This is a genomic window from Paenibacillus oryzisoli, assembly GCF_001653565.1.
GTDB classification, from domain to species: Bacteria; Bacillota; Bacilli; order Paenibacillales; family NBRC-103111; genus Paenibacillus_E; species Paenibacillus_E oryzisoli.
Window position 1 is genome coordinate 287,990 of record NZ_LYPB01000073.1, and the last position, 25,851, is coordinate 313,840.

The following is a 25,851-nucleotide window of genomic DNA, read 5'->3' on the forward strand; positions in this document are numbered from 1 at the left end:
ACCTTACCTGTGGTCAATGGATTTTTTAGGGAAATGTTCAATTGGCTACATGTTGGCGTTATTTCGTCCAAATTTGAGGTTCAGAATCCTTACTCGAGTATTCAATATAGGACGGCGAAATGTCCATTACGACATAGTTAGGATCATGCGGTCCATCAAACCATTCCTTCATCTCATCGTTCCATAGTTTCTCGCGAAGCGCATTGTCCGAAGAGATCTTGGCCGTCGCTTGGATTTGCAAAATGTTCGGCGTAGCCTTACCATCATATCCCACAAGGATATGCACATGGGGATTCTCTTGGAGTTCCTCCACTTTATCTGTTTTCTTATTCGTCGCTAAATAAATCGTGAGCCCATCGTGAAACAATGCCATATAACGCACCTTTGGCTTGTTACCGTCAATTGTCCCAAAGGAGCACACCTGGTTGGCGCTCAGCACGCCGATGATTTGTTCTTCGAGTTGTGACTTTTTCGTTTCGATCATAGTTAGCTCTCCTCTCAGTCTGAAATTGCTTTAACTATCCTAGATTACCCATATGGGGTCGTGTTCAATCGGTTTGACCGAAAAAAATCCCCCTCGCGTCAGGCGCAAGGGGGATTTGGTTTAGATCATTGCCAGCTGCTGCAGCGGCATCGTATAGTAGGACGCTGGCTTCTGCGCGTCCGGCGGGAAGTGCACGACAAGCAGCTCCTTGCTGCTTTGGTCGAGTTCGCCGCTTTGCAGATACGTCTGTAAAGCGAATGGCAAGACCTCAAGCATGGCATGCTTGTGGAGGTCTTTCTCACCCATGCGGAGGCTGTGGAAGTCTCCGCTGACAAGCTCAGGCTGCTCCGCGATCAGCTTGAGGTACGCATTCTGTTCGGACTTCTTCAGGGTGAAGTCCCACCAGATCTTGCGCGGCTTATATTTGTGGCCGAGGAAGTAATCAAGCTTCATCAAGCCTTCGATGATGTGCATGCTGGACGTTCCGCGATGAAGCAGGAACTCGCGCAAGCGAGTGAACAGATCCTCGAGCTGGTGTCCGATCTTCTGCCAGCCGCGGCCTTCCCAGAAGTCGCCGAACTCTTGAAAGAAATCGAACGCCGACGCGAACTCATTAGCGATAAGATGTTTCACCGTGTGATCCATACGGTGCGCATTCCAGTATTTCTCGAGCACATCCTCCACGCGCTTGATGCGAATCAAATCCGTGAACGGCAGAATGTCGTTGCCGAGAATCTCATAAGGGGCGTGATCCATATACACGTAGCCAAATTTATGGGCATCTTTACGCATCCCTGTGCCGCGCAGCATTTTGAGGAAGCCGAGTTGGAGCTCTTCGGGCCCTAGTTCGAAAACATCGTTAAACGTCTTACGGAACGAGTTGTAATCCTCTTCTGGCAATCCAGCGATGAGATCGAGATGCTGATCGATTTTGAGGCTGTTTTTTACCTTGGACACGGTGCGGCTCAGCTTGAAGAAATTCTGTCTGCGCTGCACAAGATCATTCGTCGTGTCATTCGTCGATTGCACGCCGATTTCGAAACGAAACGTGCCGGGAGGGGCATTTTCAGCCAGGTAATCTAGAACCTCCGGTCGCATAATGTCGGCCGTAATCTCGAATTGGAACACAGTGCCGCGATGATTTTGGATAAGGAATTCAAAGATTTCCATCGCATAATCACGCTTAATATTAAATGTACGATCCACGAATTTGATCAGCTTCGCGCCCGAATCAATAAGGTACAGCAGATCTGCTTTCGTTCGTTCCATGTCAAAATACCGCACGCCCACCTCGATACTCGATAAGCAGAATTGGCAGGAAAACGGGCAGCCGCGGCTTGTCTCAAAGTAGACAACTCGATTGGCTAGACTCGGAAGATCTTCCTTGAAGCGATGCGGCGACGGGATATCATCCAGCTTCAGCTTCGGTCTGCCTGGCATCAGAATCACTTCTTGCTCTTTGCGATAGGCAACGCCATAGACAAAGTGGTATTTGCGCGTCGTTGAAATTTCGGTCAGCAGCTGGTGAAACGTTTCTTCCCCTTCGCCCATCACGATGAAATCGACCTCAGGAATGCGCTCCATCCAGTAGTCCGTGTCATAAGAAACCTCAGGCCCGCCAAGGACGATGAGGATGTCGGGTCTGATTTTCTTGATCATTTTGATAATGTGAATCGTCTCTTCGATGTTCCATATGTAACAGGAGAAGCCCAGTACGTCCGGCGCCTTCTGATAAATGTCAGAGACGACATTCATGACGGGATCTTTGATCGTATATTCGGATATCTCAACATCAAAATCCTTCTCGCAAAACGCTTTCAGATAGCGTAAAGCCAAGGAGGTATGAATGAATTTGGCATTCAGGGTGGATACAAGTACTTTCATAGGAAGAAAACCTCGTTCTATTCTGGGTTATCGTGCCTCCTAATTCTACACGAAAAACGCGCAAATACAAAGGAAAGCCCTCCCATGCGGGACGACTTTAGCAGTGTTTATGCAAATGGCAACCCTTTTAAAGAACCATGTCGTCGTCCAAATGAGGGACTTCATAAGGAAATTGGAGGTAGGAGGCTTCTTCGATGGCGTTTTTCCAACGTTCAGCGTGGGAGTAAAGCTGCTGCTCGACTTCTTGAATTCTCTGACTAATTTCGCCAGCCGATTCTACCGGTTCACTTTGCAGCGCTTGTTGTAAAGTGGAGCGTTCTTCAAACCATTGCGTTAATTGGTATAAAAGCATAAGGGACCGCCTCTCACACGTAGGATATGTATGTGCTAGTGTTCCCTGATTTGTATATGTGTATTCGGGTAAGGGAGATGTGAGGGCGAGGAACTGGTGCTTGCACGTTAGACCATTGGCGGGTTTTGTAAGGAAGGCGCTGATATAGTTTCCGTTACTGGATTCCGCAATTAGATGGAAAAACTACATCTAAATCCGCTGGATACGGTCTATTTTTCCATTTAGATGGAAAAACTACAGTTAAATTTCACCATTCTGCCCAAAAGGGTGTCAATGGCTGAAAATAGCTGTAGATTTTCCAGTTATGTGATGTAACCAGCTAAATTACCCTAAAATAACTGTAGGTTTTCCAGTTATCGCAGCGCGGTGCCTCATGCGGAGCTTAATGGTTAGTGGGTTGGCAGCAACGGCAGCGCATACATGGATGAGGTTTCTGCTTCTGCGGGACCATCTGTCGGCGAGAATAGCGAGAGGAATACCAGCGGGAATACCGTTGATTCCCCTCTTTTTCAACCCACAGCACTGGAATCCGCATTTAGATGGAAAAACTGTTTTCCATTTAATAAGGTTACGATGCAAAAATAAAGGGATTTAACTGTATTTTTTCACGTTAATTGATCGCCAGCCATTATTTCAACAAAGCCCCATCCCGCTCCAGAACAGCCTGCAGCTCGGCGACGTTAATCTCCGCTGGCTGCACACCGTGCTTCACAGCGAGTCCAGCAGCGGAGCCTGCGGCTTGGCCTGTGGCCATGCAGCTTGGCGTAAGGCGCGTAGTCGCCAACGCTTCATGCGTGGTTGAGATGCAGCGACCTGCGGTGAGCAGGTTCTCGATTGTTTGCGGCAGCAGGCAGCGGTACGGAATGTCGTAGGCACCGTCCCCTTTAACCCAAGCAGCAGTTACGCCTTTGCCTGACGGATCGTGGATGTCGATCGGATAGCCACTGCGTGCGATAACGTCATCAAAATGACGGCCTTGCACGACATCTTCCACTTGCAGCGCATATTGACCATCGATACGGCGCGTTTCCCGGATACCAATTTGTGCGCCAACGTTGGAAATGGAGGCTTTTTCAAAGCCAGGCAGGTTATTGCGCATAAATTCAGCGACCATTAACACCTGCTTGCGCCCCAGTTCCTCGGCCTCTGTCAAATCCTCAACATTGGTGCCATCCAGCCCTTGCACGCGCGTAGTATTGACCAGTACTTCGTCATCCTCAGGACCGGTGAAGAACAGCACTTGATCACGATTGATCGGAAGATTCGCTTCCTTCCAGTGTTTGAAATAGCCAAGCACACCAGAAAGAGGGAGATCAGCGAGCTCGGAGAAAGGCGTCTTTTTATAAAACTCATCTGGGTGGTCGATCATGTATTGTTTCACGGCAGGCAGATTCACACCGCGCATTCTGAATTTCATCGTCATTGGCTGTGTCGCGTTATCCCCATCACGCCCTTGGAGGCACGGCGCACCGGACAGATAGGCAAGATCAGCGTCGCCCGTGGTATCGATAAATACTTTGCCTCTGACATCAATTCGGCCAGATTTGGACGTCAATTGCACCGATTGTATGCGATTGTCCACGGTCTCCACATGATCCACAAAGCTATGGAATAACAGCTTAACACCTGCTTCTTTGAGCATATCGACAGCAAGAACTTTATAAATTTCAGGGTGGTAAGGTGTGATCGTATTCACGAAACCAACCGTATCCCGAAGATGTCCTGGTGATGCGTTCATCGCCATGAGGCGGTCAATGATTTCTTGCGCGAGCCCCGCAATAACTTGCTTGCCATCTGTCGTATGAAACGTCATCCATGGGTACACAAGCGCAGCCGTCGACATGCCGCCAATAAAGCCGTATTTCTCTATCAAAACGGTTGAAGCCCCACTTCTCCCTGCTGCTATCGCCGCATTGACACCCGCTGGCCCTCCACCTACTACAACCACATCTGCTTCTATCTGTTTAATCATCTAACTTCTCTCCCTTATCTTAAATGTTGGTAAGCGACTTGCCACTCACTCACTTGCTTCTCTCTTAGTGTAGTTTAAAATTAACCTTCTTTTTAGTTTAACTTTGGTTTAAAATTAGAGGTACAGAAGGCAGTCAGAAAAGGGGCATCTCAGACATATGCGAAAACGAATTACACTCCACGATTTGGCCGCTCAGCTCGGCTTAACGATACAAACGGTATCGAAGGCGCTGCGCGGACTGCCTGGTATGTCCGAACAGACACGAAGTGAAGTTTTCAAGCTCGCGCGCGAACTTGGCTATATGACCAAAGATCAGAAACAAACACTTCAGCAAGATTTCATCTCACCATATCCCGTCGTACAACGTAGGTTCGTGCTCGTCCAGAACAAGCAATCTTTGAACTTCAACCGCTTGCTGCTTCAAGGCTTGCATGAACGGTTCATGGAGTTTGGCCACACGGTACAACCACTTCTCATTCCGCCTAAATTAAAGCCATCACAATTCGAAGACTGGGCTGAGGACGAAGGTTTGTTATATGCGGAGGGGGTGTTTATCGCACCGCGGATGAATTGGGACCTCTTAGAGCAGAAGCTGTTAGAGCTTCAGCTTCCGCGGATATTGTTGAATTTTCCGCCGCCGGAGTCCAAGGTCGATAGTGTTATTTGGGATGTGTACGAGGCTGTTTATCAGGCGGTACGCAGGCTAGTACGAATGGGCCATAGGAACATTCTTTATGTAGGTGATACGAAGGATCAGCGCGGATTCGTTATCCGTTGGCAGGCTTTCACCGAAGCGATGAAAGAGGCTGGTGTGATGGTGGATCCTTGTGAACACGCGATAGAGCGAGATGGGTCGGAGGGGTGGTTGCAGGATTTCCAGCAGAAATATGAGCTGCGTCAGCCAACGGCTGTGATTTGCGGTATTGATGAGGAAGCTGCTCCTGTGTATCATACGCTTCGCCGATTAGGCGTTAGCGTGCCGCAGCAATGCTCGCTGGTTGCACTGTTGAATGAGCAAAGCGACACGCTGCCGCTCTGTTCACGCCCTCAACTGCCGATTCGTGAGGCCGGTTATCGCGCAGCGGATCGCATGTTATGGCGGATCGCGAATCCGCATTTGCCTTTTGAGCATGTGCGTCTGCAAGGTGATTTTTTCACAGGGAGTACGATTCAGAAGTTGCAGGGTTAACAATAACGAGGCGATCATTTCATTTGCTTTTATGAACGTGGTATATTGGAGGTCGAATGATCTGACCGGAAGGTAAGCCATCGTACTAGGAGGTACTATTTTAATATGCAAAAGAAACCAGGTTCACGTCCAAAAGGAAACCCCAGCCATAAACCCAAATTCGGTACGCATAAAGCACAAACCCAGTCCTTGCAAGCAGGTGCAGCTAAAGATGGCCAGGAGTCGAGTACTCGCCAGTATACGGTAAAGGAGCCTACCGAGCTTCTGCCCTTCTTGTTGGAAAAGCTGTCGAGTCTCGGCCGGAATGCCGTCAAGGCTATTCTCGCTCGTGGACAAGTCGCCGTGAATGGCAAAGCAGTAACGGCATACAATCACCCTTTGCAACCGGAAATGATCGTCACGATCAACAAGGATAAAGTCGTCGAGGATATCCCGCTCGCTGGCATGACGATTCTACACGAAGATCACGATGTCATTGTCATTCAAAAGGATGCAGGCCTCCTATCCATTGCAACGGATACGCAGGAAAATCAAATCACAGCCTACCGTCAACTTACGGCCCATGTGCGAAATCATGATCCGAAGGCGCGAATTTTCGTCGTTCATCGCTTAGATCGGGACACATCGGGAGTGATGATGTTTGCTAAGAATGAGCAAGCGCAGCAGCACCTGCAGAACACGTGGCAAGAGAGCGTTAAAGAGCGGACGTACGTCGCCCTAGTGGAAGGCATGGTGCGCAAGCCAGAGGGAACGATTTCTTCTTGGCTCAAGGAGCACGCGAAGTCGCTCAAAATGTTCTCCACGCCGTACCCGAACGACGGACAACATGCCGTCACGCATTACAAAACGCTGCAAGCGAACAAGAGCTTCTCCCTGCTTGAGGTGAACCTGGAGACGGGTCGCAAAAACCAGATTCGCGTTCATATGCAGGATATCGGGCACCCCGTTGCCGGGGACAAAAAGTATGGCTCCAAATCGAAGGAGATCAATCGCCTTGGTCTGCATGCGCGTGTGCTCGCCTTTGTGCACCCGACGACTGGACAGTTAATGCGTTTCGAGACGCATATTCCGAAGGTGTTTTTAAACCCTTTTAAAGAGCCTGGTGTGAAGAAGTAGTTGGTGAAATTGAAAAGTTAGACGGGGAGCGTGTGTATAGAGATGAATATTGTTGTTCTTGATGGATATACATTGAATCCGGGTGATTTGGATTGGAGCGGGATTGAAACTCTTGGTGAGCTGGTTGTTTATGACCGCACGGCTGAGTCTGAAATCGTTGAACGTGCGGCTAACGCCGACATCGTGCTCACGAATAAAACGCCTCTCTCCGCTAGCACACTGGGTCAACTGCCGAAACTGAGGTATGTCGGTGTATTGGCAACTGGCTACAATATTGTAGATGTACAAGCTGCGAAGGAGCGCGGTGTGGTAGTGACCAATGTGCCAGCTTATAGCACGCATTCGGTTGCTCAGTTAGTATTTGCACTGGTGCTGGAATTCTGCCACCGGGTGCAGCGCCATAGCGACAGTGTGCTTCAGGGGGATTGGGCTGGATCGGTTGATTTCAGCTACAGCGTCTCCCCTCTCATCGAGTTAACTGGCCAAACGATGGGACTGATCGGACTTGGTCAGATCGGCAAGCAAACAGCTCTGATCGCCCAGGCGATGGGCATGAAGGTCATTGCGACAGGGAGCGGACGAAATGTGCCACAGCCTGTGGATGGCATTGAATGGGTATCCCTTGAGGAGTTGCTTCATCGCGCTGACGTAGTCAGTTTGCATTGTCCACTGACACCTGCAACGAATGAGCTGATCAATGCGGAGCGAATCGCTTTGATGAAACCATCGGCACTTCTCATTAATACCGCCAGAGGTGGACTGCTTAACGAAGCCGATGTTGCGCAAGCTTTGAACGAAGGCCGCCTAGCTGGAGCAGGGCTTGATGTCCTGACGATTGAACCGCCAAAATCAGATAACCCCTTGCTGCATGCGCAGAATGTAATTATTACACCGCATATCGCTTGGGCAACGAAGGAAGCTAGGACGAGGTTGATGGCTGTTGCGAGCAGTAATGCACGGAGTTTTGTCGCGGGTCAACCAGTGAATGTGATCGGGTAGCAATAAAGGACTGCCGCCAAAGTTTCGTGAATTCGAAGCTTTAGCGGCAGTCCTTTTTAGTTGTCGATCGTTCTATTATTTTAACGCATTCAATAAACGGTAAATGATCACAGCCGCTTGCGCTCTTGTCGTGCTATCGCTCGGCATAAAGCTGCCATCACTTCCTTCAATAATTCCTGCTTTTTGCATGGCACTGACTGCTTCAGCCGCATAATCGGAGATGTCAGCCGAGTCGTCAAAGACCTTGGAACCAGCATTCGTCTGGAGACTTGCGTTTAGCGCTAGTAAGGTACGATAAGCCATAACCGCCATATCTTGTCTGGATATCTCATCCTCTGCACCAAAGCTTCCGTCTTCTCTGCCACTTACGATGCCAAGCTGCTTAGCTGCAGCAGTAGAGCTGTAGTACCAATCTTCCTGATCAATGTCTGAGAAGGCATTTGACGCAGCCTGTTCACCATCTAAGCCGAAGGCTCTCATTAGCAGAGTCACGAATTCTGCTCTTGTGACCGGGTTATTCGGTACAAAGCTCGCTTCACTCCTACCACGGATTATTTCTCGCGCTGCCAAAGCATCAATGCTTGCTTGCGCCCAAGATACTTCACTGATGTCTTGGAAGGTAACATCCTTGTAGAATAGGGCATAGTTGCCCAGCTGTGCAGTCGTGAACTCCACTTGTCCTGTAGCTGCATTGTATGCCCCATTCACAAGAACCTCTAACTTCCCTGATGCGCTCACATAGCTTACGATTACTTTCTCTGGCGATTCTCCCGGTTTCAACGTATAGTTGATGGCTATTCGGGCACCCTCGGCACTCAAGTTCTTCGTCGACTTTCCATCCACTTGCAAGTCAAAATCGAATACACTCCCGCTCCCAATAGACGCTCTAACTTGCTCGGAAAGCGCTCCTTGTTCAACGTTTGTTACGACAACCTGAATGTTCTTCGCATCTGTCCCTGCCTGTTGCTTCAATGCTTGAATCGGTAGGATGACCTTAGAGGCACCTGCCTGGAATGCGATCTGTTTCACTTGGTTCGCATCTGCTTTGTCCAGCAACGCAACAGGAACTTGTATAACGAGCTTCTTCGTTGTCGACTCTGCTGGAACGCCTAAGCTTATCGTTCCGTTCGTTGCTCCCTCAATAGCCTTAGCCATGTCTAGGTCTTGAATAGTAACTGTTGATGTATTGGGATCCTTCGGCTCTTCTTTAACAGGTACAGAGATGACACCGCCGCCGCTACCCGATCCGTTAGAGGTATCGTCCGTACTATCATCCGGGTTCTCTCCATTGTTTGGACTAGCTGTCACCGTTACATTCGCGGTCGCTTGCAGGGTAGTTCCTGATACTGATCCATGAACGACAAAGCCACCTACTTGCCCATAAAGGGTTGGAGTGATAGTATCCCAAACAACCTGAAGTTGTGAGGTTAGCTGATTATCATATACGGCAGTTACAACCGTCGGTAATATCGGTGCTACCCCTGTTGTCGTGCTTACGGCTACAGGCTCAATCGATAGGATAACAGCTGGAGTTTCCGTTACCGTAATATTCGCTACTGCGCGAATGCTTGTGCCTGCAACATCTCCATTGACGACAAACGAACCGGCCGCAGCATACTGGGAAGCATCCACGAGATCCCATGTGACAGACTGCGATGAAGTAGATTGATCATCATACACGGCTGTTACTACGGATGGAAGTTCTGGTGGTATACCTTTCGTCGTTAACACCCCAACCGGATTGATACTAACAATCACTGGGTTAGGGTTGACAGTGACTTGAGCCTCTGCTCTCACATCTGTCCCCTCTACGGAACCATACACAACAAAGCTCCCTGCCTGCGCATATTGCGAAGGTGCCACAGTATCCCAGATGACAGGGTGTGATTTCTGTGACTGATTGTCGTACAGGGCAGTGACGTGAGTAGGTAATACTGGTGCTGATCCTACAGCAGTCGTAACCAACTTAGGCTCGAAGCTGACAATAGCAGCCGGGGTAGCTCCTACAGTGATATGCGCCTCCGCTCGCAGGGCTGTCCCCGCTACAGTTCCTTGTAAAGTAAAGGTACCTTCTGCGGCATATTGATCAGGTGTTAGCGTGTCCCACGCAACCGGCAGCGTTTCGACCGACTCATCACTATACGTAACAGAGACAGTTGAAGGCAAGGTTGGAGCAACGTTGACATACGTATTCACATCAACAGGTGATACCGCATTAATCATTGCTGTTCCTGGGATGATTTCACCACTGCCCATTTTGACATGGTCCAATGTAATATCAGCGATCGGAGTCGTGTCTCCGCCAATTTTCATCACATTGCCGCCGGTACCCAAACTGGCTGCTCCAGCCCAAGCGAGTTGACCGTCGATGTACAAGTCATACGTATAATTCGCGTGAACAATGACTCTGTAATCGTGATATACGGTCGTGTCTAACGTAGTCGTCTTACTCGGACTGCTAGCTTTATTCTGTGCCGTACCTTGTGTGCCATGCTTCAAATAAAGTCCGATCTGATAATTACCGCTTCTAATTGTAAATTCATTTAGCGTGTTTGCCGTATTTACCTTAGCTCTATACTCTACGGTGAAGGCGCCGACCATAGGCGAGAAATCGGTTTTCAGCAAATACGTTGAAAACCCAGTGCTTGAGTCTATAATTTTTACATTCCCGCTATCCTGAGTTACGGAACCAGGGCCATTAACCAATTTGGACCAACCACGTGAATACTTATTCATATCATCATTAAAATATTTGAATGGGCCTGGAGGCAGTGGCGGTATCTCGTCGATAGGCTCAACTGCATTCGGATCCATCTTGGCATACGCAAGCACACCGCCTAATCGGTCACCCTGCTCATAGAACATATATAAGTCTTCGCCGTCATATACGAAGTTAGCCGAGGCTGTTCGCCCTCGATCAATTACATCATCAGAGTCATGTAATATTCCCAAATGATTCTCCAGGTCAAAATTAGCACCAACCTCGGTAATATGCACATTGCCCGAAGACGCATGGTAAGCTACATAATGCTTACCATTCCATGGGAAATAAGTGGGACCGGACAAGTTAGTTCCTTCAGATGCATTGGAAGTAATCAATGGATTCTTTTGTGTTGTCCAGCTGAGACCATCATTCGACCACGCTAGATAAATGTTTCTTTTATTCGCTGTGGTATTACCCATCAGCAGCATGATGTACGTATTATTTTTGGAGGGAATCGTATACTTGAACACCTTGGCATAAGAAGTTTCCATCAAGCCAACAAAATCACTCGTGCCAAGCGCTTTTTGCTCATACGTAAAGTTGATGCCGTCCAAGGTTGAAGCAATCCTTGTCGTCGTATTTTCCCCATGATAATACATGTAAAATTTCTGAGCCGCATCGTTCCATATCATATACGGTGAGGACACATGCGACACACTATAATTCGGAGACCAAACATTGGAGATTAACGGATTAGCCTCGTACTCCGTCCAGGGACCGTTCAAGGAATCGGAATACGCCAGATTAATCCCTCCTGGTGCATCATGAGGAGCATAATACAAATAATAAGTACCTAGCGGATTCGCAATATGATCCGTCGCTTTAACAACTTGCGGAAATATAATCTCGTCTGTCGGATTATATTTTAAATCCAACGGGTTCAGGACTTGCCCCTGATATTTGAAAATCGGAAAACCCGCTAGAGCGGACGCAGATTTAGGTTTAACAACGACTACAATGCTCAGCACCATGATAAAACATATCAAACTGGCTATCACTCTTTTTAGCATCAGTCTTGCTCCTTCTAATGGTAGATTATTCTCTACTTATTTCAAACCAGTCAACGCTACCCCTTCGATAAATCGCTTCTGGGCAATAAAGAAAACAAGCAATAGAGGCACAGTCGCCATAACGGAGGCCGCCATTAATAAGTGCCAATCCGTCCCTGCCGTATCCGTGAATAACTTGAGTCCGACAGGCAAAGTAAATAATTTATTATCGCTAATATAGATCAGTGGATCGAAATAGTTATCCCAGCTATGAAGGAATGTAAAAATAGCGAGTGTGGATAACGCCGGTGTAGCTAGCGGCAGCATGATACGCCAAAATGTTGTCCATGGTGTGCAGCCATCTATTTTCGCCGCTTCTTCCAGCTCATCTGGGACCATGATGAAAAATTGACGAAGTAAAAATACGCCGAATATGCCGCCTGCCCCTAATACGGATGGCACAATTAACGGGAAGTGCGTGTCCGTCAGATGCAGCTTAGACATCCAAACGAACATCGGAATCGCCGTTACTTCTGTTGGAATCATCATACCGGTGAGCAAGATGAGGAAGATGATATTTTTGAAGCGAAAATTCATCTTACCAAATGCATACCCAGCCAGTGCCGCAAACAAGCAAGTAGCGATGGTAACCACGATGGCTATATAAGCGCTATTGAAGAAGTAGAGAGGAAACTCGGGCTGTTTGACGAATACTTGCTTGAAATTGGACCACGAAATCGGATCAGGAATCCATTGCGGTGGAAAAAGAAATATTTTCGTCGGATCCTTTAGTGAAGTCGTGATCATCCACAGAAATGGAAACAAGATCACGAGTGATATCAGGGAAAGCACTGTATAAATAGGCAGGTTTCGAAGTATGCCCTGTTGGTTATTGTTCATGATGCACCCACCTTTTTCTCATATTCCATTGCACGATGGTCAAGACCAGCACTAGGAAAAACAAGATGAAAGCGATTGAAGATGCGTAACCGAATTCGAATTGCTTAAACGCCTGCTGATAAATGTAGTAAACGAGAACATATGTACTTGTCCCTGGACCACCATCCGTCATGACTTGAATTTGGGAGAATACCTTCAGCGAACCGATTAAGGTAAGGATAAGCGCCAGGAAAAACGCTGGTGAGATCATCGGGAAAGTAATACTCCAGAAAGTTCTCATGCGCGAGGCTCCGTCAATCTTGGCAGCTTCGTAGTACATTTTGGGAACCTCCTGCAACGCAGCTAGGAAAATCACCATATTCAGACCCACATTCTTCAGTACGCTGACTACGATAACCACTGGCATTGCCAAGGCAAAATTGTAAAGCCAAGCGGGTCCCTGAATGTTAAACAATTGCAGGATCTGATTGACCAAGCCAGCATCCGTCGCAAAAATGTATTTCCACACAATCGCCCATACGACAATCGAGGTCACAACCGGCGTGAATATAGCGGTTCGAAACAGGCTAATTCCTGGTATTTTTCTATTTAACAGAAGAGCTAAACCAAGCGCGAGCATCAAATTCAGGGGAATGAGCCCAGCCGAGAAGTACAACGTGTTCCATACCGTCTTCCAAAATAAAGGATCGTTCAGAAATGCTTTCTCGTAGTTATCCAATCCCACATACGACGTATCGTGAAGGAGAGAGTAATTGGTGAAGCTCATGCCGAATGCAGCCACGATTGGAACTAATAAGAAGATGATATATCCGAGTACCATCGGAGAAATAAATAAGTATGCATACCATGCCCCACTCGAAGCAAGGCGGCTCTTGGCACGTTTCCGGACGGAAACGGGTTGCCCTGTCTGCAGGGATGGGGTCAATTTCGCACCTGCGGAATCCATGTTGTTTCTCTCCGTTCTCTGTAAGTTATTCGATTCATAAACACATGAAATCCACAGCAGCGCAAGAAGCTTCGAGTACAAGGTGTCTGAAACAGGCTCTGGCTTCTAGCCAGAATCAGGTATTAACTCGCGATCAGACTCACCTTATACCCTAAAACCTCCCCACTACCGTGACGTTTCTTGATTTAATTTATTTAAGCAGCGGGCTTACTTCACTTTCCGCTTTGGTTAATACATCCTTCACCGTACCCGACTGCGCATATAGCAGGTCAAGAATGGTTTGCATCTTGGTATCAATTTGCTGCCAATTCTTGTGAGCTGGCAACGTAGTAGCGCCTACCATTTGATCGATGACAGCAAGCTTCACACTCTCTGGTGATGGCCCTTGCTTCAAGAATGACTCCGATTCCAAAATCGACTTGCGGCTAGGCACGAAATATTGGCTCGTAATGTTCATATTCTCATTATTCGTAATGTATTTTAAGAAGTCCGTTGCTTCTTTCGGGAATTTGCTATCCTTCATAACGACAACACCAGCGTATCCCATTGTAGTGCCCGCACCTTTAGGACCTTGAGGCAATGGCGCGATATCCCACTCGAAGTCTTTAATCGCCTTAGCTTTGCCCATATAGCTGAACAATTCCTTTTGCATGGCAATTTTACCCGTGTCGAACGTCGTTTGATCCCCTGGCTTCGGATGCACCTTATCCTTGAAGATCATATCCGAATACAACTGAAGTGCCTGCTCGCCCTCTTTGGAGTTCAAGGTAAACTTCGCACCATCTTTACTTAACAGTTCAGCGCCGTAAGAATTAAATACTGTTTGTAGGGCATCCGGCCAGTTGGTCCAGCCATTGCGTACAAAATTCGTTCCATATACACCCTTTCCAGGGTCAGCTAATGTCTTAGCCGCTTTGAGGAACTCTTCATAGTTCCATTTTCCTTGCTTATATAACTCAGTTGGCGTTGCTAAACCTTTGGCTTTGAACATCGTTTTGTTGTAATAGATCATCGATGTAGGCGTAGAAAATGGAATGCCATAAATCTTGCTGTCTTTGGTTAACAAGTCGAGCGTGGTTGGATAAACTTCATCAAACTTATACGCCGTATCCGCTTTCAAAGAAGTTACATCAAGAAGTTGACCACCCTGAATGAATTGCGGAATCATACGTTCTGCGAGCCATGCGACATCTGGAGCAGAATTCGATGCTTGCATGATCGAAAGCTTCTGCTGGTAGTCAGCAAAAGGAATAATTGTAATCTCGACGCTGATGTTCGGGTTACTCTCTTTATATTTGGCAATCATATCTTCATACATTTTCTTGTGCGTGTCGTTGCCCCATATGCTAAATTTCAGTGTTACAGGCTTCTGTGCCTTCACTTCTGTTGACGAACTTGGTGCGGTTGTAGCTCCGGTTGCTGCCGGCGCATCTGTTTTGGTACCGCAAGCAGTTACTACTGAAGTTGTGACTAGCAGCGTGCCCATAAGTAAGCTAAACTTTTTATTCATATTCGGTTCCCCTTTAATTCGTATTATGTAACCGCTTCAGTGAAACGTTTACAAACTTTATTATAAAGAAAACGAACCCGCTCTTTTATGGCCTAAAATTCAGAATAGGTTCGAATTGTATCGATATTAGGTTTAATAATCTGCATGAAATCGTACGTTTATTGGTCTCGAAATTCGGATGGGGTCAACCCAACGACTTGCTTAAATAAGGACATGAAATACTTGCCATTGGGATATCCCGACATTCTGCCGATGTCTTGAACCTTCATGTGTGTTGTCTTTAATAGCTGCTTAGCCTTCTCTATTCGGCGTTGCGTTAAGTATTCGGATAAGTTCTGACCTGTTTCAGACTTGAACAACGCGGACAAATATCGATGGTTTAAGAACACCTGATCAGCCAGATATTGCAGGGAGATGTTCTGATCTAAATGACTGTCGATAAGCTCCTTCACCTTTCTTATGATTTGCCGCTCCTCTTGCCCTTCCTTTGCAGAAGAGGCCACTTCAGCTTGCAGGGGATTACTTTTGAGCAGTTCCTTCTTTAATCGATCAATAACAATGGCTAGTTCCGCCTTGTCTACAGGCTTCAATAAATAATCCGCAGCATGATACCTTAGTGCGTCCCGTGCATATTCAAAATCGCTGTACCCGCTAACGATAACAACTGGCAGTTCAGGATATTGGTCACTAAGCCTTCGCATCATCTCAATCCCGTTCATTTCCTTCATGCGAATATCCGTAATGACGGCATCCGTTGTATTGGTCTTCAGCCATTCAATCGCTTCCACGCCATTGGACATTCCCCCAACTACCTGAACGCCGCCTATAATATGCTCAAGTAAATGACGAAAACCATTCCGAAGATTAATCTCATCCTCAACTAATAAAATTCGAAACACTTGTCATTCCCCTTCCCACTGCAATGGAATTTTCACAATAAAATGCGTGCCTTGCCTATCGGTTTTATCCAAAAACAACCCGTATGCCGCTCCGAACAATAGTCGGATTCGCCAGTGAACATTCCGCAGAGCGAAGCCTTTCTTCTTGAAACCAAAGCCATCCCTTGCACCGTGTTCGTTGCTTTCCTTGTAGATATGAGCTTCAACCTGCCTCATTCTTTCCTCACTAATTCCCTTACCGTCATCTGAAATCGTGATGACAAAGTGATCCTCTTCTACATATGTGGCGATTCGGACAATGACAGGATTGTCTTCCATGGCATGCTCAATAACATTTTCAATTAAAGGCTGAAGCATTAATTTAGGAACGAGGTACTCTTCGTGCCCCATGTCGACATCAAGCTCCATCTGAAGCTGTCCACCTAATCGATACGACTGAATCTGAATATAGGATTCCACGAATAGCAGCTCGTCCTTCAGATAGACAAGGCGCTCATCCTTATCTACCGTAAATCGCAGCAGTCTGCCTAAACTGACGACAACACTGGATAGCTTAGGATGATTCGACTCCAGAGCCATCAGATTAATGGATTCCAGCGTATTGTAGATAAAATGGGGGTTGATTTGACTCTCAAGCGTCGATAGCTGGGCATCCTTCTCACGAAGCTTGCTTTCATACACCTCTTTAATCAGCCGCTCGATTTCTGTTACCATCATGTTAAAGCCGCCTGTCAAATGACCAATTTCATCGTTAGAAGCAACTTCAGCTCGTTCCCCAAAATCACCCATCTGCACCTTTTTCATTTTCTTCTGAAGATGTCGAATCGGTTTCACTAAACTGCTAGAAGCTACAACAGCTAGGAGATAAGCAACTAGCATGGAAATAACTGAAACGATAATCGTAGACTTTACTAGCTTGCGCGCTCCCGCAGTTACCTCACTCTTCGGAATAAAACCCGTCACTTGCATACCTGTAAATTCAGAGCTTACTTTTGCCGAAATGTGCTCATTGCTGTCGTTAATTGCCTTCAAACTCAATGAATTATCCATATCCATCCCATCAATGGGGTAGATCACATCACCTTTACGATCCGAAATATAAATTTGGCTTTTGCTATTATAATTCGTGGAATCTAGTAAACTTTTGAAACCCATCTCAGTCAGATCGACCTTCACGATACCCAAATATTCATTGGTGGAAATTTCCCTAACAACACGTGCAATGGAAATAACCTTTTCTGTGCCATCCAAATAATAACCTGCGTCATGAGGCGGCAATATGACGATTGAACCGTCCCCCTTCTCTACATCTGCCATCCACGGATTGCTTGAAGCTTCCCAGTATCGATCAACGGTCGTCTCCAGATTGCTAAACAAGTTCCCGTCAAGCGCAAAAATCAAGATGCTCCTTATCTCACTTCGATCAAAGGTGAGCGAAGAAATCATCAAATTCATCTTGCTGTATTCATCCGAGGTTACAAATTCGGAATTACTTTGCTTGGGGTGTTTTCTCAAAATATTCATGACGTTCTGATTATAATAAGGCGCCATCGTAATGCGATCCATGTCCTTCATATATCGATCAAGATTTATATGGACCTGTTCAATAATTTGGCTCGTATATCTGCGGGAATCCTCTTCCACATTCGAGATATATTGATAGTAGGTAATCCATCCGCTGATAAAGAAGGGAACCGTAATGAGCAAAGCAAATAAAATAATGAACTTGCCCCGTAAAGATAGAAATAGCTTCGTCCGCATGCTGAATCCTTCACCTCTTAACCCAAGTGTTCTTGCATACGCCAATTATGATTGCTCGATGAGGACAAATCTACTTTAATTTTACTTTATATTTGCGCGTGTATATTAATGGAAATATTAGGAGTGTTAGACAGAACTACGTTAGTGCAAAAGAACACAAAAAGGCTGTCTTTCCAAGTAGATTCAACTACGAGGAAGACAGCCTTTTTCCTTACTATTTTAATAATGCCGCATAATCCATCTGCGGCACAAGACCTGTCTCCGCTGCACGCTGGAGCAAGGTCAATACAGCGCCATACCCGCTCTCGCCGAGATCCGCGGTGAACTCGTTGACATACAAGTCGATGTGCTGCTGCGCGACTTGCGGGTCCATCTCTTGCGCGTGCTGCATGACGTAGTCGCGCGAAGCTTCCGGATGCGCCCACGCATATTCCACGGAGGCGCGAGCCCAGCCCGCGAGCGCCTTCACATCCATGGTGCGCCGAGCAATGATGGCGCCCAGCGGTATTGGCAGCCCGGTGTCTTGCTCCCACCAGCTGCCCAAATCGGTTAGAAGCGCTAACCCGTACGACGTGTACGTGAACCGCGCTTCATGAATGACAAGGCCGGCATCGATGAGGCCGTCCCGCACGGCGGGCATGATCTCGTGAAACGGCATGGCCACGATTTCGCCGACGCCGCCAGGCACGTTCTGTTCGGCCCATAGGCGGAACAGTAAGTACGCTGTCGAGCGCTCGCTTGGCACGGCTACTCGGCGGCCGCTAAGGGCAGCCGGGTCTGCCGGTTGGTTGGCGCTTGACTGCGTCAGCACAAGCGGGCCGCAGCCTCTGCCCAAGGCGCCGCCGCAGGGCAGCAGGGCGTAATCCTGCAGCACCCACGGGAGTGCTGCGTAGGAGATTTTGAGCACGTCGGGGCCCGTGCCTTCGGCGGCCAGACGGTTCGTGATATCGATGTCCGCGTAGAGGACATCGAGCTCTGGTGCGCCTGGGATTAAGCCATGCGCCCAGGCATGGAAAACAAATGTATCGTTTGGACAAGGTGAGAACGCTATTTTCATATTAAAACACCTCCGCTAAGACTGAACCTGCTGCTTCTAAAGCTTTCAAAGCATCACCGATCCGCCAGGCGTCTCGGTCTCGTGGGCCGACCGCGTTGGAGATCGCGCGGATCTCCAGCACAGGCACGCCGCGCTGCTGCGCAGCTGTCGCGATGCCGAAGCCTTCCATGGCTTCGGCGGCAGCGCCAGGCACGCGCCCAGCCAGCGCAGCGGCGGTTGCCGCTGTTCCGGTGGCCGTGGCCACCGTCAGAACCGGCGCCGCTTGCGCCTGCAGGCCGGCGGCTTGCAGCGCCGCCGTCACACGCTGGGCCAGTTCGGCATTCGCGCTGATGCGCGTCACGCCGAAGCCCAGCTCGTCCAAGCTGCTGAAGCCATCCAGCAGCTCAACACCAAGATCGGCGGCGATGATTTCGCTCGCAACAACAAGCGAGCCAATCTCCGCTTGACCCACGAAACCGCCTGCGATACCCGCGATAATCAATAGGTCATAATCGGCCTTGGCAAGTTCAAGGGCACCGTTTACCGCCGCCGCAGCAAGCCCAACTCCAGCTAATGCATATTCAAATCGGCTATCCTGACCAAGACCACGTTGTACGGCATCTCGTTCAGCAGCGACTGCTGTCATGACAAGTATTCGCATCGTTCTTCCCCTTCAAGCTTTGACTTCTATACTCGTATTTTACATGACCCATGTCCAGAAGGAAACTTTCGCGCTTGACACGAACATATAATTTAATTATCATCTAATTAGATGGTTATTAAATAATAACCCAAGGAGTTGTTCTCGTATGCAATTGGACAAAATCCTCACCTATCACAAAGCAATGTCGGATGCTACGCGTATTCGTATGCTTATTTTGTTAGCGGACGGTGAATCTAATGGGCAAACTCTCGCCGAGAAGCTTAGCGTAACACCCGCTACCGTTACCCACCATGCCTCAAAACTTCGCGAAGCCAACCTAATTCATGAGCGTCGTGACAAAAACACGATTTACTTCACCTTGAACGAAGCCTTCATTCACAGCTACAGCCAAGCGACCGCTAACCTAATTTTCAAAAATAAAAAGGAGATACCCGCATCCATGGATATTGAAGACAAACATTCAAATCTTCAGAAATCCGTTTTAAGAAACTTCTTCACGCTCGACGGTAAACTCAAACATATTCCCGCTCAGCTCAAGAAAAAGCTGATTGCCCTCGAGCATCTAGTTACAGGACTTGAGAAGGGCCGCTCCTACGACGAAAAAGAGCTTAACCTCTACCTCAAAAACTATCATCCCGATTTCGCCACCTTGCGCCGCGAGTTGATTATGCACCAGTTTATGTTTCGGGAAAGTGAAGTTTACGAGTTGAACCCTAGGGAAATGTGGGCAAAATGGGAAACCTTATCCTAAGTGTGAGACTCCACTCTTGTTACTCTTAGGAACACTTAAAATCACTCTTAGTCACACTTAACACTCTCACTACCCTTAGTCACTCATAATCACCTAATCACACTTACCTCTTGCTACCCTTGTTACTCTTAATTACGCATGTCCTTCTCAACGCTCTGTAGTAACCAACTCTTCCCCTGCAACTTTAACTGTAAAAACTACAGCTATTTCCAACAATTTTCGATATATTTGGAATATAAATGGAAAAACTCCAGTTAATTTCGCCCATTTCTCTTCTGTAGAAGGAAACGATCAAGATTAACTGGAGAAAATACAGTTACTTCACAAATTCAGCCAATTTGGCCTCGATTAGATGGAGAAAATCCAGTTATTTATCTGAACGACTACCAAATTACTTTGATTCGGTTCAAAGGGTGAACTGATGGATCGAGTGTCGAGCGTGTTGGTCAGGCGGGATGTAATAGATCCTCCACTCTTTCGCTTGAGGTGAATTAACGCTTTCCCAGGTACACGCAGATCTGTTCATTTCGATGTTCAACGCACTTTCCCCAGCCCCAACAACCATTTCTTATATGCCGTCGGTGTAACGCCGAGACACCTCTTAAATTCCTTGGAAAAGTGCGCATAGTCATGATAGCCGAACTGGTCCATACAACTCGCGATATCTATCATGGGATTGAAGAAAATCTGAAGTCGAGCCATGTTAAAACGGGACACGGCATTTAATCTTTTAGGAGACATCCCGACAAGCTCTGAACAAATCCGTTCAAAATGCCGCTGAGAGTAACCACTCTCGGCTACGCTGATGGGGACATCCTGCTCCATTGGTGTTCGATATAGTTTGGATAAGATATTAATCATCGCGACATGCTTGGTTTCCGGTTGAAGATGACGAGTCAGATAAGCCGCTAGCATCGCTATCCCCTCATCCACATCAGCCTCAGCCAGCTGAGGCACTATTTCAACAAGTCCCTGCTCGGGAAATACGTCTGTAAGCGGAAGAAACTTATCGATCAACGCACGATGATCCATCTCTTTGAAGGCGCGCAACCCCCACGGCAGCAAACGCACACCGAATACACGGATGGGACCATCTGCGGCAAGCGGCTGATAGCGTGAAAGTGCCCCGATGAAAAATGCCCTCGGCAGCACTTGCCCACCAATTGAATAATCGGCTCCATAATGAAAGATCAGCTCTTGGCAGCCATCGGGCCACAGGGTTTCCTCCTCTTCCGCCGCGCTATAATCCCGCTCCAAATACCAATAACATTGGATATATCGCTGCAATGTCTCATCCGGCTGACGCTCTTCGTAACGCATGTCCATTACCTCCTCGCTCGTAGATGTCTCCTCATCCTTGCACCGTTACTGTCAATCGCTCAGGCATGACTACTCATCCCCTACCAGTCCCACGAAATGGACACGTTGCCCAATTATTATTGTGCATACGGGTCATTCATCCATACACCCTCTAGTCGGATGACATATAGTAATCTTGTGAAGGGAGGGATTGACATGAGTTGTGGTTGCGGAACTGGCGGCGTTGGTTATTCGGGTACTGCTGTAGTCCTTGTACTATACATCCTCTTGGTTATCGTTCTTAGTACGTTTGGGTTTGGCTGGTAATTAAAAGCTATAGCGGCGGCTGGGACGGTGATTCCGTTCCAGCCGCTTACTTTTTCTAGTCCTTTTAGCTATAATAAAAGCTTAAGCATGAATTTCATTAATTCCCTATTTAGGACGGAGACGAGGTACTGTGTCTAAACCGATTTTGACCATTGTGGTCCCTTGTTATAACGAAGAAGAAGTCCTCCCCGAAACGGTCTTTCAACTCAGCGAAGTATTAGATTCTCTCATAACAGATCAATTAGTTGCCCAGGGCAGTACGGTATTATTTGTCGATGATGGCAGTAAAGATGCAACATGGTCGCTAATTGAGCGATTCCATCTTGCTAATCCATTCGTAACGGGGCTTAAACTGGCCAAAAATGCCGGTCATCAAAGCGCCTTACTCGCTGGACTTCTGAAAGCCAAAGCGTATTCCGACTGTGTCGTTTCCATCGATGCAGACCTTCAGGATGACACTGCTGTCATTCGTGAATTTCTCGTGAAATACCATGAAGGCTACGATATTGTCTATGGTATCCGTCAAGATCGCTCTGCTGATACATTGTTTAAGCGAGCTACAGCGCAAGGATTTTATAAACTCATGACATCCCTAGGTGTAAAAATACAGTACAATCATGCGGATTTCCGCTTAATGAGTAAGCGTACACTTGATAATTTGGAGAAGTTTCAAGAGGTTAATTTATTCCTCCGCGGCTTAGTCCCTCTGCTAGGATTTCCCTCTACACAGGTCTATTATGACCGCAAGGAACGATGGGCTGGTGAATCCAAATATCCGCTGCGCAAAATGCTCGCTTTTGCCTTCGATGGCATCACCTCGTTCAGTGTAACTCCCATTCGATTAGTCACGGTGATGGGCTTTCTGCTCTTCGCACTCAGCGTTGTAGCTGCTGTTTATGCGATTGTAGGCAAATTCCTCGGCGCGAATGTAACGGGTTGGACTTCTCTTATTCTCTCGGTCTGGTTCATCGGCGGTGTGCAGCTCCTTGCCATTGGTCTGATCGGCGAATACATAGGTAAAATTTATAAAGAAGTGAAGCAGCGTCCGCTTTTTGTGATCGAAAAAGAATTAACCGAGGGAGCGGCTCAAGATCAGGTATCTGCCACTTCACAGGCAGTCCAACCTGCCTCTGCAAGGCGGTAGTGAAATGACTTCAACATCCGCGTCCTCTTCACTCAAATCCTTGTTAACAGGCAGCTTTGCGCGTTTCCTACTCGTGGGTGTATTAAATACACTGGTGGGTCTGTCCGCCAGCTTTGCTCTTTTCAACCTCCTGAATTTGAATTATTGGGTATCCACTTTTGGCGGAAATACGATAGGCGCCGTAGTCAGTTATGTGCTGAATCGTAGGTTTACTTTTCGCTCCAAAGCCAGTATCGGCAGCTCTTGGTGGAAGTTCGGACTGGTTATTCTGGTCTGCTACGGATTTTCTTACGGGATCTCTTGGCTGCTTGCCGAAGCGCTCCGTTCCTATTGGTCAAATGCCAGTACAAGCTGGCTCCACAATGGTGCCATACTAGTAGGAAATGGCTTGTACACGATTGGCAACTATGTCGGGCATAAATATTTCACTTTCCGTACTCATGTTTCAAAAAAGGAAGGGCATCCTAACACCTAAGAGGTGATTGATGATGTCACGAAGAAGAAGAAACCGGGCTATGGTGCCCGGATCCGAACAGGGCTTAGCGCTGCTCAAAGCTCACGTTATGCAGAATCAAGGCTATGACGTTAACCCACAGCAGCCTGATCTTGTCAAATACGAAGTTGCCCGGACACTTGGCGTCCCTTTGCAGCAAGGCTATAATGGGCACCTCAGCTCAGAAGACGCCGGCAGAGTCGGCGGTCCAATTGGCGGTGCCATGGTGAAAGAGCTCGTGCGCATGGCGCAACAGCAATTAGCGAATAAGCGTCCACCGCAGCCTTAAGCACGACCCGCATTTGAGATGCTAGCCATAATCCGACGAATCCCCACATAAACTAGTAGCAAGCTGCTTGCAGCTCTACTTTTCATGGTGAAGTCAGGTGATGATGGCAGATGAATCCTCCAGGCAATCGTTCGTCAAAACCCGATTGGAAGGGGCTGTCGGCGCAAGCCGGCGATGTGCTGGGCCCTGAATTCTGGCAGGACATTGCCAGTATTATTCCACTAACCGGACCTAGAGTTGATATGTATGAAACGCCGCAGGAACTCGTAGTGGTCGCTGAAGTTCCAGGATTGTCGTCCCCTGAGAATATCCAGCTATCCTTCCGCGATCAGTCTCTGCTCATCCGAGGAATGCTCGTTCGTCCTTATCAGGTTAGCGATGAGCAAATGCGGTTGTCTGAGCGTTATTTTGGCACATTTGAGCGAGCGATCCGCTTGCCCGGCAGGGCTTTGACAGATGCCATGCGAGCACAGTATCATAATGGTTTGCTTATCATTCGCATCCCGCTTGCACCACCCGATGGCGAGAAAGTTATTCCCATACAGTTTACTTGAGACAACGGTTGAAGAAAGATTGCCGACTCCCTTTCATGAAGGAGCTGTGGTGATCTTTTTGTTTTACAAAAAAAGAAATGATTCTGCGTTTGTCCCCATATACATGGAAAGGAGTCGCTGAAATTGAGGATTTGGAGGGAATGACCATGGTTCGGATCCAATTTCAATCCATTCATATTGATGACATAACGGAAAACTCAAGCGTTAACAAGGGCAGCAATCGGATCAGCGGTAGAAGACATTCTGTCAAGACGAATCAAGGACTAGGAGCCATAGAAGGTGAACATAATGTGGTGTTTGGCGGGAAGCATACAATCCTGGATAATGATACGTTTGATGTGAAATCGAATACACGAGAGAGCTGACCGAACCTATGTGGTTTCAAAAAAAGAAAGCGTCGCCGCCTCCACCTGCACCCACTAATGCCGCTCCCAAACCTGCGATGAGAACCGAAAATTCATCCGTCCACACGCAGACCGTACACTTATTGGAACAGCGGTTGCGTAAATTGGAAGAACAGCTGGCTGACCTTTCTGCTAAGCATCCGCGCATCCATATCGATAACCTTCATGTTCATCAGCCTGTTCTCGAAAACTTAACGTTTCGACTCGATCAGCTCGATATTAAGGAGCTTAGCGGTTCCTTGAATTTGGGAAATAATTTCGGTGCTAAGCCGAATGGGAAAGTGCAGGATGAAGCTGTGGATAAGGCCTTACAGCGTTCTCAGGTCACCAAAGAGTCGCGCCAGGAGCGATCAGAAGGCCTTTCGAATTCGTCCTCTGCACATGATGGTCCAGGTCCGGAGCGTACCCCAACCGGCTACCGCTACACCCCTCCCAAGTCTAAAGTGTAAAATGAGGTGATTAACTGTGTCATCGTTCATGTCTCCAACTTTTATTATCGGCTCGATTCGAATTGGATCCGTAGAAAGTGCATCCTGCATCAATATGGGAAATAATTGGCCGACAGATTTTCAAAGTAATCAAAAAACCGTTCAAGGCTTTGGCGCCGTCGAAGGGGATCATAATCAATTAGTCGGTACCCGTTCCATGCTGAACGATTCCGACTTCCTCGACATGCTCAATGTTGGCGATAATGATACGCCAGAATGGCTGCAAGAGATGATAACCGTGCAAGCACAGGCATCGGGCTTCACCGCTGGGGCTGGCGCTGCACCCTCTTCACCCCAAGCAGATGCAACAACCAAAGCTCCGCAAACGGCCGAGTAAGGCTGCTCGCGGAGCTTTATTTTCAAACACGGCCAATGATCAAATCACCCTTGGTATACGGTGCATCAATGATATCGTTATCGTATACCGTGTTAATATTGTTCCACACCTTGTTATGTTCACCACTGACTTCACCAAGACCACTATTACTTTTGCTGCTCGTTGACCAATTCACTTGAGCGTTCGTCCCCATGAAGATGCCAGAAGCATCGGTCATCGAATTGACATGAATGGAATCAAATTGAATCAATGGCGGGTCTAACGGTCCGAGCAGATGCTGCATCGCATACAACCACCCTT

26 protein-coding genes are annotated in these 25,851 nt (G+C 47.6%); 12 read left to right on the plus strand and 14 right to left on the minus strand.

Annotated elements, in window-relative coordinates:
- Positions 1 to 58: 58 nt before the first annotated feature.
- From A8708_RS19520 to A8708_RS19535, 4 genes are all read right to left on the minus strand, one after another.
- On the minus strand, positions 59 to 484 hold the full coding sequence (locus A8708_RS19520) for a pyridoxamine 5'-phosphate oxidase family protein (RefSeq protein ID WP_068666442.1): 426 nt from the start codon (positions 482 to 484) through the stop codon (positions 59 to 61).
- Positions 485 to 604: 120 nt separating this feature from the next.
- A complete protein-coding gene (locus A8708_RS19525; protein WP_068666444.1) occupies positions 605 to 2,368 on the minus strand; it encodes a B12-binding domain-containing radical SAM protein in 1,764 nt (587 codons plus the stop codon).
- Positions 2,369 to 2,495: 127 nt separating this feature from the next.
- A complete protein-coding gene (locus A8708_RS19530; RefSeq protein WP_068666446.1) occupies positions 2,496 to 2,720 on the minus strand; it encodes a hypothetical protein in 225 nt (74 codons plus the stop codon).
- Positions 2,721 to 3,348: 628 nt separating this feature from the next.
- The gene (locus A8708_RS19535) at positions 3,349 to 4,692 is read right to left on the minus strand and encodes an FAD-dependent oxidoreductase (protein WP_068666449.1); all 1,344 of its coding nucleotides are present in this window, start codon (positions 4,690 to 4,692) and stop codon (positions 3,349 to 3,351) included.
- A gap of 157 nt (positions 4,693 to 4,849) precedes the next feature.
- Here A8708_RS19535 and A8708_RS19540 point away from each other — a divergent pair, with 157 nt between their 5' ends.
- The 3 genes from A8708_RS19540 (at position 4,850) to A8708_RS19550 (ending at position 7,996) form a co-directional block, all read left to right on the plus strand.
- Positions 4,850 to 5,881: a LacI family DNA-binding transcriptional regulator gene (locus A8708_RS19540; RefSeq protein ID WP_068666451.1), complete on the plus strand. Its 1,032-nt coding sequence runs from the start codon at positions 4,850 to 4,852 to the stop codon at positions 5,879 to 5,881.
- Positions 5,882 to 5,986: 105 nt separating this feature from the next.
- Positions 5,987 to 6,997 (plus strand): RluA family pseudouridine synthase, encoded by a 1,011-nt coding sequence (locus A8708_RS19545; protein WP_082927637.1) that lies wholly within the window; start codon positions 5,987 to 5,989, stop codon positions 6,995 to 6,997.
- 42 nt (positions 6,998 to 7,039) lie between these two features.
- The gene (locus A8708_RS19550) at positions 7,040 to 7,996 is read left to right on the plus strand and encodes a D-2-hydroxyacid dehydrogenase (protein ID WP_068666453.1); all 957 of its coding nucleotides are present in this window, start codon (positions 7,040 to 7,042) and stop codon (positions 7,994 to 7,996) included.
- A gap of 75 nt (positions 7,997 to 8,071) precedes the next feature.
- Here A8708_RS19550 and A8708_RS19555 read toward each other — a convergent pair whose 3' ends face one another.
- The 8 genes from A8708_RS19555 to A8708_RS19590 form a co-directional block, all read right to left on the minus strand.
- Positions 8,072 to 11,770 carry an Ig-like domain-containing protein gene (locus A8708_RS19555; RefSeq protein ID WP_068666455.1) on the minus strand — a complete coding sequence of 1,233 codons (3,699 nt, stop codon included), beginning with the start codon at positions 11,768 to 11,770 and terminating at the stop codon, positions 8,072 to 8,074.
- 36 nt (positions 11,771 to 11,806) lie between these two features.
- Positions 11,807 to 12,649 (minus strand): carbohydrate ABC transporter permease, encoded by an 843-nt coding sequence (locus A8708_RS19560; protein WP_068666457.1) that lies wholly within the window; start codon positions 12,647 to 12,649, stop codon positions 11,807 to 11,809.
- The gene (locus A8708_RS19565; RefSeq protein WP_068666459.1) at positions 12,639 to 13,595 is read right to left on the minus strand and encodes a carbohydrate ABC transporter permease; all 957 of its coding nucleotides are present in this window, start codon (positions 13,593 to 13,595) and stop codon (positions 12,639 to 12,641) included. Before A8708_RS19565 ends, A8708_RS19560 begins: the two co-directional genes overlap by 11 nt.
- 190 nt (positions 13,596 to 13,785) lie before the next feature.
- Positions 13,786 to 15,105 (minus strand): ABC transporter substrate-binding protein, encoded by a 1,320-nt coding sequence (locus A8708_RS19570; protein WP_068666461.1) that lies wholly within the window; start codon positions 15,103 to 15,105, stop codon positions 13,786 to 13,788.
- Between the two features lie 158 nt (positions 15,106 to 15,263).
- Positions 15,264 to 16,004 (minus strand): response regulator transcription factor, encoded by a 741-nt coding sequence (locus A8708_RS19575; protein WP_068666463.1) that lies wholly within the window; start codon positions 16,002 to 16,004, stop codon positions 15,264 to 15,266.
- A gap of 3 nt (positions 16,005 to 16,007) precedes the next feature.
- Positions 16,008 to 17,765 (minus strand): sensor histidine kinase, encoded by a 1,758-nt coding sequence (locus A8708_RS19580; protein WP_068666465.1) that lies wholly within the window; start codon positions 17,763 to 17,765, stop codon positions 16,008 to 16,010.
- A gap of 214 nt (positions 17,766 to 17,979) precedes the next feature.
- Positions 17,980 to 18,822 (minus strand): 1,4-dihydroxy-6-naphthoate synthase, encoded by an 843-nt coding sequence (locus tag A8708_RS19585; RefSeq protein WP_068666467.1) that lies wholly within the window; start codon positions 18,820 to 18,822, stop codon positions 17,980 to 17,982.
- A gap of 1 nt (position 18,823) precedes the next feature.
- Positions 18,824 to 19,462, minus strand: coding sequence for a futalosine hydrolase (locus A8708_RS19590; protein WP_068666469.1), 639 nt, complete (start codon positions 19,460 to 19,462; stop codon positions 18,824 to 18,826).
- A 148-nt stretch (positions 19,463 to 19,610) separates the two neighbouring features.
- Here A8708_RS19590 and A8708_RS19595 point away from each other — a divergent pair, with 148 nt between their 5' ends.
- Positions 19,611 to 20,216, plus strand: a complete 606-nt coding sequence (locus tag A8708_RS19595; RefSeq protein WP_068666471.1) for a DUF2087 domain-containing protein — start codon at positions 19,611 to 19,613, stop codon at positions 20,214 to 20,216.
- A 534-nt stretch (positions 20,217 to 20,750) separates the two neighbouring features.
- On the opposite strand, the gene A8708_RS19600 is transcribed toward A8708_RS19595, so the two are convergent.
- On the minus strand, positions 20,751 to 21,536 hold the full coding sequence (locus tag A8708_RS19600) for an AraC family transcriptional regulator (protein WP_068666473.1): 786 nt from the start codon (positions 21,534 to 21,536) through the stop codon (positions 20,751 to 20,753).
- A 195-nt stretch (positions 21,537 to 21,731) separates the two neighbouring features.
- Between A8708_RS19600 and A8708_RS36200 the strand changes: the two genes are divergently transcribed.
- The 8 genes from A8708_RS36200 (at position 21,732) to A8708_RS19635 (ending at position 25,551) form a co-directional block, all read left to right on the plus strand.
- Positions 21,732 to 21,842, plus strand: a complete 111-nt coding sequence (locus A8708_RS36200) for an MYXO-CTERM sorting domain-containing protein (protein WP_204787604.1) — start codon at positions 21,732 to 21,734, stop codon at positions 21,840 to 21,842.
- Positions 21,843 to 21,972: 130 nt separating this feature from the next.
- Positions 21,973 to 22,986: a glycosyltransferase family 2 protein gene (locus A8708_RS19605; RefSeq protein ID WP_068666475.1), complete on the plus strand. Its 1,014-nt coding sequence runs from the start codon at positions 21,973 to 21,975 to the stop codon at positions 22,984 to 22,986.
- 4 nt (positions 22,987 to 22,990) lie between these two features.
- Positions 22,991 to 23,461 carry a GtrA family protein gene (locus A8708_RS19610; protein ID WP_068666477.1) on the plus strand — a complete coding sequence of 157 codons (471 nt, stop codon included), beginning with the start codon at positions 22,991 to 22,993 and terminating at the stop codon, positions 23,459 to 23,461.
- A 13-nt stretch (positions 23,462 to 23,474) separates the two neighbouring features.
- On the plus strand, positions 23,475 to 23,768 hold the full coding sequence (locus tag A8708_RS19615) for an alpha/beta-type small acid-soluble spore protein (RefSeq protein WP_068666479.1): 294 nt from the start codon (positions 23,475 to 23,477) through the stop codon (positions 23,766 to 23,768).
- 110 nt (positions 23,769 to 23,878) lie between these two features.
- Complete coding sequence (locus A8708_RS19620; protein ID WP_082927639.1) at positions 23,879 to 24,322, plus strand: Hsp20/alpha crystallin family protein; 444 nt, start codon at positions 23,879 to 23,881, stop codon at positions 24,320 to 24,322.
- Between the two features lie 146 nt (positions 24,323 to 24,468).
- Entirely contained in the window at positions 24,469 to 24,687 is a 219-nt protein-coding gene (locus A8708_RS19625) for a hypothetical protein (RefSeq protein ID WP_157264893.1), read from the plus strand.
- 8 nt (positions 24,688 to 24,695) lie between these two features.
- Positions 24,696 to 25,175, plus strand: coding sequence for a spore germination protein GerPC (locus tag A8708_RS19630; protein ID WP_068666483.1), 480 nt, complete (start codon positions 24,696 to 24,698; stop codon positions 25,173 to 25,175).
- Between the two features lie 28 nt (positions 25,176 to 25,203).
- Positions 25,204 to 25,551: a hypothetical protein gene (locus A8708_RS19635; protein WP_082927655.1), complete on the plus strand. Its 348-nt coding sequence runs from the start codon at positions 25,204 to 25,206 to the stop codon at positions 25,549 to 25,551.
- Positions 25,552 to 25,573: 22 nt separating this feature from the next.
- On the opposite strand, the gene A8708_RS19640 is transcribed toward A8708_RS19635, so the two are convergent.
- Positions 25,574 to 25,834: a hypothetical protein gene (locus A8708_RS19640; RefSeq protein ID WP_068666487.1), complete on the minus strand. Its 261-nt coding sequence runs from the start codon at positions 25,832 to 25,834 to the stop codon at positions 25,574 to 25,576.
- Positions 25,835 to 25,851: the final 17 nt, after the last annotated feature.